Below are 14,106 nucleotides of genomic sequence, written 5' to 3'. Positions count from 1 at the left end.
TGTTATTACCCCCTATTTTGCCATTTTGTTTGCTGCTTCAATAACATCTTCGATTGGGCCGACACCATTGAAAGCATCTTCAGGGAGTGCATCATATTTACCATCAAGAATATCCTTGAAACCTTGAACAGTTTCGGCGATTGGTACATATGATCCAGGTTTCCCTGTAAATTGTTCAGCAACGTTAAAGTTTTGTGAAAGGAAGAATTGAATACGACGCGCACGTGCTACAATCACTTTTTCTTCATCAGATAATTCATCCATACCTAAAATAGAAATAATATCTTGTAATTCACGATAACGTTGTAACATATGTTGAACTTCCGTAGCAACACGATAATGTTCTTCTCCAACAATTTCAGGCGTTAATGCGCTTGAAGTTGAAGCCAAAGGATCAACAGCTGGGTAAATACCTTGTTGCGTTAAACTACGTTCCAAGTTAGTTGTTGCATCCAAATGGGCGAACGTTGTAGCAGGAGCAGGATCAGTATAATCATCGGCAGGAACATAAACTGCTTGGATTGATGTAACTGAACCTTTTTTAGTTGACGTAATACGTTCTTGCAATTGACCCATTTCAGTAGCTAATGTTGGTTGGTAACCTACGGCTGAAGGAATACGACCTAATAAGGCTGAAACTTCAGATCCGGCTTGTGTAAAGCGGAAGATATTATCAATAAACAATAGCACATCTTGTCCTTTTTCATCACGGAAGTATTCCGCAATTGTAAGACCAGTCAATGCAACACGCATACGGGCACCAGGCGGCTCGTTCATTTGACCAAACACCATGGCCGTCTTCTCTAACACGCCGGATTCTTTCATTTCGAAGTAAAGGTCATTACCTTCACGAGTTCGTTCACCAACACCGGTAAACACTGAAATACCATTATGTTCTTGAGCAATATTATGAATCAATTCTTGAATTAAAACGGTCTTACCAACACCGGCACCACCGAATAATCCAATTTTACCACCTTTAATATAAGGGGCTAACAAGTCAATAACTTTAATTCCTGTTTCAAGAACTTCAGTACTTGCACTTAATTGATCATACGTAGGGGCATCTTTATGGATGCTACTACGTTCTGCATCTTTACTAAATTCAGGACCACCATCAATGGTATCTCCTAAAACGTTAAACACTCGACCAAGAGTATCTTCACCAACGGGGACAGAAATTGAAGCACCTGTGTCTTCAACAACTGTTCCGCGTTGCAAGCCATCCGTAGAATCCATGGCGATTGTTCTCATAACTCCGTCACCTAATTCAAGCGTAACTTCAATAATTAGAGCAGTCCCATCTTCACGCGTAACTTTCAACGCATTATTGATATCTGGTAAGGTTTCGTTTAAAGAGAATTGTACATCGACGACGGGCCCGATAACTTGAACAACTTTACCGAGACTCATCTTCTGTATTTCCTCCTGTCATTTTACTCTAAAGCAGCTGTTGCACCAGTAATTTCAGTAATTTCTGTTGTAATAGCACTTTGACGTGCACGATTATACGTCAATTCTAATGATGAAATAATATCTTTGGCATTATCTGTCGCAGATTTCATCGCTGTAGAACTTGAAGCATGTTCAGCTGTTTTAGCATCTAAAATCGCACCATATACTAGGCTTTCAGCAAACTGAGGTAGCACAACTTCAAGAATTGCATCTCCTGAAGGTTCCATGTCATAATCTTCGTTACCCATTGCATTAGGCATTTCAACGCCTTCTGAATCGGTATCCAAATTCACTTCTGAAATTGGTAACATCTGTTCAGAATGGAAATCTGATTGTAAACTGTTAACGAAGTGATTATAACAAACGAATAGTTCATCATAAACTTCACTATTATACATCGTCACCATTGATCTAACGATTTCACGAACTTCAATAAATGTTGGAATATCGCTTACACCACGATGTTCATAAGCAACATCGTATCCTCTATTTTTGAAGAAGTCTGCGCCAGTACCACCAACAGCGATGATAACAGTGTTATCTACAGTACAGCCATTTTGTTTCATTAAATCTAATGATTGTTTAATCACGTTACTATTGTAACTACCAACTAAACCACGATCAGACGTAATGATTAAATAACCACTTTTTTTAACAGGTCTTTTCTGTAACATATCAAAACCTGAAAATTTTGAACTACCGTCCTCAGATGATTGTTTTGCATTTCCGGCCTTAGCATCTAAAAGGTGAGATTGGGCAAGATGGGTAATGACACTTCTAATTTTAGAAGCATATATCTGATAACTTTGAGTATGACGTTGAATTTGACTTAGCTTAGCAGTTGAAACAACTTGCATTGCACCAGTTATTTGCCCCGTTTTCTTAGTCGAAACAATTCGACGTTTTACTTCCATTAATGAAGCACCCATTAATTCTCACCATCTTTCATTTACTTTTAGTTTACGCTTTTTCAGGAGTTACTTGGAATCCTTCTGAAAAATCTTTGATTGCAGCATCAAATTTATCTTCATCAGGTAAATTACCCGTTTCTTTAATGTGATTTAAGAGATCACTATGATTGTTATCAAAGAAATCAAAAATTTCACCTTCAAAGCGAAGAATATCATCAACGGGAACTACATCTAAGAAGCCATGTGTTAAAGCATATAAAATTAAAACTTGTTTTTCAACAACTAATGGTTTGTGTAATGGCTGTTTAAGAACTTCAACCGTACGATGACCACGATTTAATTTAGCTTGCGTTGCAGCATCTAAATCAGATCCGAATTGAGAAAATGATTCTAATTCACGGAATGATGCAAGAGCCAAACGAAGGCTACCAGCAACTTTCTTCATAGCTTTAATTTGAGCTGAACCACCAACACGAGAAACTGACGTCCCAGCATCAATAGCTGGACGAGTCCCTGAATAGAATAAATCACTATCCAAGAAGATTTGACCATCGGTAATCGAAATAACGTTGGTTGGAATGTATGCAGAAACATCACCAGCTTGAGTTTCAATAAATGGAAGAGCGGTCATTGAACCACCACCCAATTCATCACTTAACTTAGCTGCACGTTCAAGTAAACGTGAATGCAAGTAGAAAACATCACCAGGATAAGCTTCACGACCCGGCGGACGTCTCAAAATTAATGACAGTTCACGGTAAGCCGTTGCTTGTTTTGATAAATCATCAAAGACAATCAAAACATGTTTACCGTTATACATGAATTCTTCACCCATTGCTGAACCAGTATATGGAGCTAACCATAATAATGGTGCGGGAGAAGCAGGACCAGCACTAACGACAATTGTATAATCCATTGCGCCTAAACGACGTAATGTTTCCACTTGCGCGCTAACAGTTGATTCTTTTTGTCCAATAGCAACATAGATACAGATCATGTCTTGATCTTTTTGGTTTAAGATTGTATCAATCGCAACTGATGTCTTACCAGTTTTACGATCACCAATGATCAATTCACGTTGTCCACGGCCAATTGGTACTAAAGCATCAATAGCCTTAAGTCCAGTTTGTAAAGGTTGGTCAACAGATTTACGATCCATAACTCCTGGAGCCTTTTTTTCGACTGGACGAGTTTTGGTTGTCTTAAGTTCACCTTTACCATCGATGGGTTGACCTAAAGGATTAACAACACGTCCAATAAGTTCTTCACCAACGGGAACTTCCATGATTCTACCCGTACGTTTAACAACATCGCCTTCGCGGATACTTTCATAGCCACCTAAAATAACGATACCTACATCGTTTGTTTCTAGATTTTGAGCCATACCATAAGTACCGTCAGAAAATTCCAACAGTTCCCCTGATAAAGCATTATCCAAACCGTGTGCACGAGCAATACCATCACCAACATAAGTAACGGTACCTACTTCATCAACGATAAGTTCGTCTTTATATTGTTCTAATTGTTCTTTAATTAAAGCACTGATTTCTTCAGCTTTAATGCTCATACAAGGTTCACCTCTTAACTACTTTAATTTATTGATTTGCTAACAATCGTTTTACTTTATTGATTTTTGATGAAATTGAGCCATCAAAAATCTGATTATTCGCTTCAATAACAACGCCACCAATAATCTTTTCATCGATAATATTGTTAAATACTATCTTGTTTGCACCGATTCGTTCCGCAAACTTGGCTGATAATTTTTCTAATTGATCATCATCAAGTTTAATTGCAGTTGTCACGGTTGCATGTACAACTTTTTCTTTAACATCACATAACCGTTCGAATTCTTCGATTATTCCGACCATGTCACCCATCCGACCATAATCAAAGACCATCTGGATAACATTCGCAATAATTGGAGAAGCGTCTTTGAGTAAGACCTTAATTAAACCCTGCTTCTCTATCAAATTAAGTTGGGCACCAACAAGTACGTCACTTAATTGTGGATTTGCAAGAAATACTTGTCTAAGTTCTTCTAATTCTTCGGAAAAGGCAACAATGTTACCTCGCTCTTCAGCAATTTCAAAGATGGCTTCTCCATAACGATTAGCAACAGTTGCTTTATCTAGTTTCATTTTACTTTACCAGCCCTTCAATATAAGAGTTGATTAAGTCTTTTTGATCATTTTCATTTAATTCTTTTTGAATAATCTTAGAAGCAATTTCAATAGATAATTCAGCGACATCACTCTGAACGCCACTCAATGCTTCTTGACGTTCTTGCTCAATATCTTTAATTGCATTTTGTTTTAACGTCGTTGCTTCATCTTGTGCTCCGGTAACAATATCATCATGTTGCTTTTTACCGTTATCTTTTGCACGACTAACAATTTCAGATGCTTCTTGACGTGAATTATCTAATTGGTTTTGTCGCTCTGTTGCTAAAACGTTGGCTTTCTTTCTTGAATCTTCAGCAGAATCTAAATCGTTTGCAATTTTTTCTGCACGATCACTCATCATTTTTGTGACGGGGCCCCATGCATAATGTTTAATGATCAACATCAAAATAACGAATGAAACGATATAAAAAAGAAAATCACCAGTCTGAAAATTACCAACAGCACCGAAAACTAAATCTGAAAACATCTATTGACACCTCCTTTTAAAATTAATATATTTCGTCATAATTAACGAAGAATAAAGCTTAATTTCAAAAATTATTTAGCCATCAATAAGAACGAAATAACGATAGCGATGATAGGCACGGCTTCAATCAAACCGACACCAATAAACATTGTTGAACGTAATTGACCTGATAATTCAGGTTGGCGAGCCATACCTTCAAGTGTTTTAGAAATAACTAAACTGTTACCAATACCTGTTGCAAGAGCGGCTAAACCGGCTGCAATACCTGCTGCTAATAATCCCATAATATGTGTTTCCTCCTTATATATATCTTGTTTTTATTCTTTTTGTACTTTTCCACCAATATAAACCATTGACAATGTTACGAATACGTAAGCTTGGATACTTCCGATAAACAGAGAGAACCCTTGCCAGATCATTTCAACTGGTAATGCGACAACTGTCATTACTGGTCCCATAGAAACGGCACCACCAATTAACGTTAACAACACTTCACCAGCGTAAATGTTTCCGTACAAACGAAGAGCCAACGTCAACAAATTAGTAAATTCTTCAATCAAATTAATTGGTATAAACATGGCAACGGGGCTCAAATAAGAGTTCTTGAGATACCCTTTAAAGCCTAACTGTATAACACCCATAAAATGCGATAGTAAAATAACTAAAAATGCAAACGTTAGAGTCGTTAGCGGACTTGACGTTGGACTTTTGATCAACGTCTTGTCGCCAAAACCGATTTGGAGAAATAAACCCAATTGGTTAGATACGAAGATAAATAAAAATAGCGTAAATGCTAATAAATTAAACTTTTTACCTTCTTCTCCTGGCATTGCACTTTTAACAATACCGTTAGTGAAATCAATGAGCCATTCCAAAACGTTTTGTTTTCCGGTTGGCTTCATAGATAATTGTCTAGATAGCGCAATCACGACTATTGCGACAATTATAAATGCGACCAAACCCGAAGCAATATTCGTAATATTGAAAGGCAGTCCATAAAGCTTTACAACGAAAGCTTCTCCATCCACAGAATTTCACCTCTTTCCAAACTTTGATTTGACCGTTTAAAACGGCATAAATTAAAGAGAACAACTTTATAAATATTCTCCAATTACAAAAGAAATCATACCACCAATTGAAATAAAACACAAAAGAATTTCAAACTTATTTTTTGTTTTTTTTCTTGTTAAAAAAGATGACACCTAGATAGCTTATACATAAGCATTCTAAGAGTCATCCATTTAATTATTTCGTACCGAATAATCGATCGCCAGCATCGCCCAAACCTGGGACAATATAGCCATCTTCATTTAATCGGTCATCAAGTGCTGCTGTATAAATATCAATGTCAGGATGCTTTTCACGTAAAGCTTCCACACCTTCTGGAGCCGCAACAAGACAAACAAACTTAATTGTTTTTGCGCCACGCTTCTTCAATGCGTCAACGGCCATAATGGCAGAACCACCAGTAGCAAGCATTGGGTCAACAACCAGAAGGTCACGACTAGCAATATCTTCTGGCATTTTTACAAAGTATTCCGTTGGTTGGAATGTCGTTTCATCACGATACATACCAATGTGACCAACTTTAGCTGCTGGTAATAATTCTAAAATACCATCAACCATTCCTAAACCAGCTCTTAGAATAGGAATAATCGCAATTTTTTTACCAGCCAATGTTTTTTGCGTTGTTTTGCCCATAGGCGTTTCAACGACAACATCTTCTAAAGCAAAATCGCGAGAAACATCGTATACCATCAACTCGGCAATTTCATTAACAACTTCTCTAAATTCTTTTGTTCCACAGTTCTTATCACGTATAATCGTTAATTTATGTTGAATCAACGGATGGTCCATTACTTGAAATTTGCCCATTACGAAACACTCCCTTAAATTTAGTCTATTCTATTTTAGCGAACTATCACTTAAAATACTAGTCTTAAACGTATTTAATTTGTGAAATTGGATGATTATTAGATAATGCTAAAACTTGTGACCCAATTTCAGCTAATTTATCATCATCATCATGGAATTGAATTGCGTACAGAACTAAGATTGCGATTACCTTAACGTCCTCACTATCGAAACCACGCGTCGTAATAGCTGGTGTGCCAATTCGGATACCAGATGTTTTAAATGGACTTAATGGTTCATTTGGAATTGTGTTCTTATTTACTGTGATATGAACACGATCTAGTAAATTTTGAACTTCTTTCCCATTCAATCCAGATGGCGATACATCCAAGTTCATCAAATGATTATCTGTTCCACCGGAAATAACTCTAACTAAATCTGACTGTGCGAAAACGCCAGCCATAGCTTGCGCATTTTGAACAACTTGATACATGTATGATGTGAATGCTGGTTGCGCCGCTTCAAAAAATGATGCCGCTTTTCCAGCAATAACATGTTCTAGTGGCCCACCCTGTGTTCCAGGGAAAACAGCAGAATTTAATTTCTTAGCATATTTTTCCTTGGCAAGAATCATTCCACCACGAGGACCGCGTAACGTTTTATGCGTCGTTGTTGTCACAACGTCTGCAACATCGACAGGATTAGGATGTAATCCTGTCGCTACAAGCCCTGCAATATGAGCCATATCGACCATTAGATAAGCGCCAACTTCATCAGCAATTGCTCTGAATTTAGTAAAATCAATCATTCGACTGTAAGCTGAGGCACCGGCAATGATCATTCTGGGTTTTTCTCTGAGCGCAATTTCGCGAATCATATCGTAATTTAATCGTTCCGTTTCAGGGTCAACACCATAACTAACAAAATCGTATAGTTCACCCGAGAAGTTTACGGGTGAACCATGTGTTAAATGACCACCGTCATTTAACTTCATCCCTAATATCTTATCTTCCGGTTCTAAAAATGCCTGGTAAACAGCCATATTTGCCTGTGATCCAGAATGTGGTTGTACGTTAGCATACTCAGCATGGAATAATGTCTTAGCACGATCAATGGCCAATTGTTCAACCACATCAATATACTCGCAGCCACCGTAGTAACGTTTCCCAGGATAACCTTCTGCATATTTATTGGTTAGAACACTACCCTGAGCAGCTCTCACAGCATCGGAAACAATATTTTCAGATGCAATTAATTCAATATTATCTTCTTGGCGTTTTTCTTCGTGCGCGATTGCTTCCCACAATGCTTTATCTTGTTGTTTATATTTTACTTTTTCAGCTTCCATAAGGTCGGTTATATTTTGCTTGCTTGCCGCTTTCTCAAGTCGGTTCATATAAGCGACGCCAAGTCCGGTTTTATCGAATCCTTCGACTAAAATCATTTGCACATTAGGGTTATCATCAAAATAACGTAGTCCATCAAAAAGGGCTTGGCTTGCTGACTCCACGGTCTTTCCTAAAGAAGAGTACCCACTATTTTTTGGCAATTGATCAGTATCGATTTGGCCTTCCTTAGCCATTAGCCCAATTGCGATATCTTGTTTAGCAACCCAATCCAAAATATCTGACCATTTTTGTTCTGGATTCACAATCACGACTTGTGCCCTTGGTGCATAATGTCTGTATTTCATGCCAGGTGCTTTGGGCGTCTCGCCCTCGGCAATCTCGTGTGTCTCATCACTAACTGGTCCGATTACCGCCTCAATCTGCGATAATGTTACAGCGCCAGGTCTCAAAATTGTTGGTACTTCCGTGCTCATATCCAAAACAGTTGATTCTACGCCAATTTTTGTCTGCCCATCATCAATGACGGCAGCAATTTTTCCGGTCAAATCATGCATGACATGTTCTGCCATGGTTGGGCTTGGTTTCCCAGAAGTATTTGCTGAAGGACCAACGATTGGGACACCTGCCTTAGCAATAAGTTCTAGCGTCACCTTGTTATCTGGCATTCTAAATGCGGCAGTTTCTAATCCACCTGTGACTGTTTTCGAAAGAACCCCTGGCTGTAACTTTAAAATAAGTGTCAACGAGCCTGGCCAAAATGCCGTGATTAATTTTATTACGTTGGCAGAAAGTGGTTGTGCATACTTTCTAACGGTATCAAGGTTGGCAACATGCACAATTAACGGATTATCACTTGGTCGACCTTTTGCAGCATATACCCGTTTAACCGCCTCTTCATTGGTTGCGTCAGCACCTAATCCATAAACAGTTTCAGTGGGAAATGCCACTAATTGTCCTTGTTTCAGTAAGTCTGCAGCCTTTTCTGTTTCATTAGGTTGATAAATAATTGTTTCCATGATGTCAACACTCCTTTTATAATTTTGCTTGGATCATCCGCTGATTACCAAAACTATCTTTTTTTCCTTCTATTAAGTAAGTACTTTTAAATGTATCCATTAACATTTCCATTACAGCTATTTCTTGCTGGTACCCTATCTCAAAAAAAATAGCTTGTGGTAGTTGTTTAAATTGAGCCATTTCTTGAATCATTCTTCGATATAGACTCAAGCCATTTTCAGTAGCAAACAACGCTTGATGGGGTTCGTACTCAATAACGCTTTTATCCATCACATCTTGCTCATTCTCAGCAATATAGGGTGGATTCGATACGATGACATCCATCTCCATCTTTTTAATTGGTTCCGTTAAGTCACCAACTAAAAAGGTTATATCCGCCTGTTGTTTTACAGCATTCTCTTTTGCGACACTAAGAGCGTCTTCTGAAATATCACTTGCGAATACTTGCCAATTAGGTCGTTCTTGCTTTAAAGCTAACGCGATAGCTCCCGTTCCGGTACCAATATCAGCGATTCGTAAATTTTCATTTTGTGGTAATGATTCCAACATCCATTCTACCAATTCTTCCGTCTCAGGTCTCGGGATAAGCGTTGCGTTTGTCACTTTTAATTGCATACCAAAAAAATAAGCATGTCCAATGATGTACTGTGCGGGCATTCCATCACAAAACGACTTAATATCAATCTGGAATTGCTGCCACTCAGCTTCAGGCATTTTAGTTTGATAATGCATTAATAAATCAGTCGTTGACCAGTTCAGCCGTTCCAACAAGAGCCATTGAGCACTTTCAGTTTCCAGCTTATGTTCCTCTATACACAAAGAAGCCCATTTCAAGGCTTCATAGTAGGTTGGATTAGTCATTTTCTTGCAACTTTTCCATTTTTTGTGTTTGATCATATAAAATCAATGAATCAATAACTTCTTCAAGTTCACCATTCATAACACGATCTAATTTGTTCAATGATAAACCAATTCGATGATCCGTGACGCGGTTTTGAGGGAAGTTATACGTTCTAATTCGTTCAGAACGGTCCCCTGAACCAACGGCAGATTTTCTATTTTCGTTGTACGCACTTTGTTCTTGTTGTGAATAAAAATCGTAAACACGTGCCTTCAAAATTTTCATTGCTTTTTCACGATTTTGTTGTTGTGAACGTTCATCTTGCATTGCTACAACAATATTAGTTGGTAAATGAGTCATTCGAACAGCTGAAGATGTCTTATTAACATGTTGTCCACCAGCACCTGATGAACGGTAAACATCGGTTCTAATATCTTTTGCATCAATTTCGATTTCTACATCTTCAGCTTCTGGCATCACACCAACCGTTGCAGTTGATGTATGTACACGCCCAGCTGATTCCGTTGAAGGAATTCGTTGAACACGATGCGCGCCACTTTCATATTTTAATTTAGAGAAGACACTATCACCGTTAATTAGCAATACGATTTCTTTAAATCCACCTACTTCGGTTACATTCTTATCCACAATTTCAACAGTCCAGCCTTGTTTTTCGGCATATTTTGAATACATTGTGAATAAATCAGCAGCGAATAAACTCGCTTCATCCCCACCAGCGGCACCATGAATTTCCATGATAATATTCTTATCATCATTAGGATCCTTAGGAATTAAGAGCACTTTAATTTCATCTTCCAACGCCGTTTTTGACTTCTTAGCATCAGATAACTCTTCCTTTGCCATTTCAGCCATCTCTGGATCAAGGTTCTCCCCTAGCATTTCTTCGGCATCCGCAAGTTCTTGAACAACAATCTTATATTGACGATATTTTTCAACAGTTTCTCGGATACTTGCCATTTCTTTTGATAGTTCCATAAACCGATTATTATTTGAAATAATTTCTGGATCAGAGAGTAATTCGCCTAGTTCTTCATAGCGATCATCAACTGATTGTAATTGGTCATACATTTCATCCATTTATATTGTCTCCCTTTAATTCCTTATCGTATAGTCTATCTGAATTATTCTAACTGTCCCATTAACGGATTATTGTAGTGTTTACGACATACCGGATAATAAGCTTCATTACCACCTATTTGAATTTGTTCACCATTGTAAACCGGTTGTCCATCATGAATCCGTAAGTTCATAATCGCTTTTTTGAGGCAGAACCAACAAATTGTTTTCATTTCTTCAATTTTATCAGCATATAATAATAAATATTTTGATCCTTCAAACAATTCATTTCTAAAATCATTTTTCAAACCAAAAGCCATTACTGGAATATTCAGTTCATCCACAATTTTAGCTAATTGAATAATATGATCTTGTTTTAAAAATTGTGATTCATCAATCAGGACACAAGCGGCTTTTGAATTTGTCTGTTGCACCAATTCAAAAACATTTGTTTCATCAAAAATGGGCGTCGCTTCACGTTTTAGTCCAATACGACTCGACACGAATCCGACGCCATCTCGATCGTCTATTCCACTTGTTAAAATAATGACTGATTTATTTTGTTCCTCATAATTATGCGCAACTTTTAAGATTTCAATTGTCTTACCACTATTCATTGCACCGTATTTAAAAAATAATTGCGCCATAATAATCCTCTTTTATCTTTCAGATTTCCGTCTTTAAGTATATCCGATTTACGCATAGATTTCATTAAATAAAAATTTTTTCTTAATATTAAGCATTTTATATGTAGAATTTTGTAATTATGCTATTATAGACATTATATAAATTCAGTAATTAGACCGTGTTATGCTCTTAGCATATCCAGTTAATTTTTCTAAAAACGGAGGATATTCAATGACGATAAAAAGTGCTATGGCAACTGCTGCCGGAAAATCATCGTACTGGTTTTTACATACCTTCTTAAAAGGTGGTAGCTCATTACCCGGCAAAATAACTGCCGCATTAGATCCAGATATTTTGAAAACATTGGGTGCAAATTATGATGTCATCGTCATTACCGGAACTAACGGTAAAACATTAACGACGGCCTTAACGGTTAAAGTTTTAGGCGCCAAATATGATCATATTTTAACTAATTCAGCCGGATCGAATATGGAACAAGGTATTATTACCGCGTTTTTAACGGATAAACGTAAGAAAAATGAACGTCCGCTTGCTATCCTTGAAGTTGACGAAGCCAATGTCATTAAAGTGACACAGTATATTACGCCAAAAGCATTTGTTCTAACGAATATTTTCCGTGATCAAATGGATCGTTATGGCGAAATCTATACAACTTATAAAAAAATTATTGATGGTATTAAATTAGCCCCTGAGGCGACAATCATTGCTAACGGCGATGCGCCTATTTTCCATTCGATTGACTTACCAAATCCTTTTGTTTTTTATGGTTTTAATCATGAAGAAGAATCAGAGAGCCTGGCACCAACAAATACAGATGGTGTTTTATGCCCCGTCTGTCAGCATATTTTACATTATAAAATTCGTACGTATGCTAATCTTGGTAAATATTATTGTCCAAATTGTCATTTTAGTCGTCCCGAATTAGACTATCAACTAACGTCTCTTTTGGAACAAACACCAACATCGTCTCGCTTTATCATTGACGGACAACCTATGGAAATTCATGTTGGCGGCTTGTATAACATCTACAATGCGCTTGCTGCTTATGCAGTTGGTCGCTTTTTAGATGTTGGACCCGCAGCAATCAGTAATACCTTAAGCAAAGATGATGAACAAGTCTTTGGCCGACAAGAACTTATACAAGTTGATGATAAAGAGATTACGTTAATTTTAGTTAAAAATCCAGTTGGACTTGATCAAGTATTGGACATGATTGCAACGGACACAGAACCGTTCTCCCTGGCCTTTTTACTGAATGCTAATTATGCAGATGGTATTGATACGAGTTGGATTTGGGATGGTAATTTTGAACAATTAACACAAATGAACATCCCCCAATTTATGACTGGTGGCGAACGTTACAAAGATGTTTCGTTCCGTTTTAAAGTTGCCGGTGTTACTGATGACCAATTAATTAAAGAACCGGACGTTTCTAAAGTTGTTGACCAACTTAAATCTTTCCCAACAAAACATATTTACGTTTTAGCCACTTACACGGCTGTTTTACAATTACGTAAATCATTGGCAAGTGACGGTTATATTAAGGAAGGGATGTAAACATGGCAAAATATCATTTAAACGTCGCCCATCTGTATGGTGACTTATTGAATACTTACGGCGATGTCGGCAATCTACTAGCCTTAGAATATTACGCCAAACAAATGGATGTTGAACTAAAAACTGAAGTTATTAGTTTAGATCAACCTTTTGAAAAGAATCACTTTGATTTAACATTCTTTGGTGGCGGTCAAGATTTCGAACAAAAAATTGTTTCAAAAGATATTCAAAAAAAGAAAAACGATTTAACCGATTATATTGAAAATGATGGTCCACTACTCGCGATTTGTGGCGGTTACCAATTGCTTGGACAATATTATGTCGGTGCTGATGGTGAAAAAATTCCTGGTATTGGCGCAATGAGTCACTACACGGAAACTCAAGATAACAATCGTTTTATCGGGGACATTACTATTCAAAACGAAGAAACCGGCGAAACATATCATGGTTTTGAAAATCATAATGGGATGACTTTCCTTGGTGAAGACGAACGTCCACTTGGCAAGGTCTTAAAAGGTAAAGGTAATAATGGTGGGGATGCATCAGAAGGTGTTGTTTACAAAAACGTCTTCGGTTCATACTTCCATGGACCTATTTTAACTAGAAATGGCGAACTTGCTAAACGCTTGTTATTAATTGCCTTACATCGTAAATATCCAGATGTTGATTTCAGTCAACAAGAAGCACTCGTTATTGAACCAACCTTTTAAATAAAAAAATAAAGTTTCGAATGACAACTATGTAT

14 protein-coding genes and 1 pseudogene are annotated in these 14,106 nt (G+C 37.4%); 2 read left to right on the top strand and 13 right to left on the bottom strand.

All coding sequences use genetic code 11. The features are described from left to right. Positions 1-12: 12 nt before the first annotated feature. The 13 genes and pseudogenes from atpD to N0K80_RS00775 form a co-directional block, all read right to left on the bottom strand. Positions 13-1,413, bottom strand: a complete 1,401-nt coding sequence (atpD, locus tag N0K80_RS00835; protein ID WP_057973806.1) for a F0F1 ATP synthase subunit beta — start codon at positions 1,411-1,413, stop codon at positions 13-15. Positions 1,414-1,436: 23 nt separating this feature from the next. Next, entirely contained in the window at positions 1,437-2,384 is a 948-nt protein-coding gene (locus tag N0K80_RS00830) for a F0F1 ATP synthase subunit gamma (RefSeq protein WP_269023475.1), read from the bottom strand. A 31-nt stretch (positions 2,385-2,415) separates the two neighbouring features. Beyond that, positions 2,416-3,933, bottom strand: a complete 1,518-nt coding sequence (gene atpA, locus N0K80_RS00825) for a F0F1 ATP synthase subunit alpha (protein WP_269023474.1) — start codon at positions 3,931-3,933, stop codon at positions 2,416-2,418. Positions 3,934-3,961: 28 nt separating this feature from the next. Then, a complete protein-coding gene (atpH, locus tag N0K80_RS00820) occupies positions 3,962-4,507 on the bottom strand; it encodes an ATP synthase F1 subunit delta (RefSeq protein ID WP_269023473.1) in 546 nt (181 codons plus the stop codon). Between the two features lies 1 nt (position 4,508). Then, complete coding sequence (atpF, locus tag N0K80_RS00815) at positions 4,509-5,018, bottom strand: F0F1 ATP synthase subunit B (RefSeq protein WP_146342289.1); 510 nt, start codon at positions 5,016-5,018, stop codon at positions 4,509-4,511. Positions 5,019-5,089: 71 nt separating this feature from the next. Continuing rightward, a complete protein-coding gene (gene atpE / locus N0K80_RS00810; protein WP_057973801.1) occupies positions 5,090-5,302 on the bottom strand; it encodes a F0F1 ATP synthase subunit C in 213 nt (70 codons plus the stop codon). A 33-nt stretch (positions 5,303-5,335) separates the two neighbouring features. After that, positions 5,336-6,046, bottom strand: a complete 711-nt coding sequence (gene atpB, locus N0K80_RS00805) for a F0F1 ATP synthase subunit A (protein ID WP_057973800.1) — start codon at positions 6,044-6,046, stop codon at positions 5,336-5,338. A gap of 217 nt (positions 6,047-6,263) precedes the next feature. Continuing rightward, positions 6,264-6,893 carry a uracil phosphoribosyltransferase gene (gene upp / locus N0K80_RS00800; protein ID WP_057973799.1) on the bottom strand — a complete coding sequence of 210 codons (630 nt, stop codon included), beginning with the start codon at positions 6,891-6,893 and terminating at the stop codon, positions 6,264-6,266. 64 nt (positions 6,894-6,957) lie between these two features. Continuing rightward, on the bottom strand, positions 6,958-8,220 hold the full coding sequence (gene glyA / locus N0K80_RS00795) for a serine hydroxymethyltransferase (RefSeq protein WP_269023725.1): 1,263 nt from the start codon (positions 8,218-8,220) through the stop codon (positions 6,958-6,960). A gap of 33 nt (positions 8,221-8,253) precedes the next feature. Continuing rightward, positions 8,254-9,237 (bottom strand): annotated as a pseudogene (locus N0K80_RS00790) (L-threonylcarbamoyladenylate synthase); the annotation flags it as partial. Between the two features lie 16 nt (positions 9,238-9,253). Next, complete coding sequence (gene prmC, locus N0K80_RS00785; RefSeq protein ID WP_269023472.1) at positions 9,254-10,099, bottom strand: peptide chain release factor N(5)-glutamine methyltransferase; 846 nt, start codon at positions 10,097-10,099, stop codon at positions 9,254-9,256. Continuing rightward, positions 10,092-11,177: a peptide chain release factor 1 gene (gene prfA, locus N0K80_RS00780; protein ID WP_057973797.1), complete on the bottom strand. Its 1,086-nt coding sequence runs from the start codon at positions 11,175-11,177 to the stop codon at positions 10,092-10,094. The genes prmC and prfA overlap by 8 nt, the downstream gene beginning before the upstream one ends. Positions 11,178-11,221: 44 nt before the next feature. Beyond that, positions 11,222-11,803, bottom strand: coding sequence for a thymidine kinase (locus N0K80_RS00775; protein WP_057973796.1), 582 nt, complete (start codon positions 11,801-11,803; stop codon positions 11,222-11,224). Between the two features lie 211 nt (positions 11,804-12,014). Here N0K80_RS00775 and N0K80_RS00770 point away from each other — a divergent pair, with 211 nt between their 5' ends. Next, positions 12,015-13,361, top strand: a complete 1,347-nt coding sequence (locus tag N0K80_RS00770) for a Mur ligase family protein (protein ID WP_269023471.1) — start codon at positions 12,015-12,017, stop codon at positions 13,359-13,361. Between the two features lie 2 nt (positions 13,362-13,363). Then, complete coding sequence (locus N0K80_RS00765) at positions 13,364-14,071, top strand: type 1 glutamine amidotransferase (protein ID WP_057973794.1); 708 nt, start codon at positions 13,364-13,366, stop codon at positions 14,069-14,071. Positions 14,072-14,106: the final 35 nt, after the last annotated feature.

Source organism: Dellaglioa carnosa, from assembly GCF_026948345.1.
Lineage (GTDB): Bacteria > Bacillota > Bacilli > Lactobacillales > Lactobacillaceae > Dellaglioa > Dellaglioa algida.
This window is presented reverse-complemented; position numbering and strand designations above follow the sequence as displayed.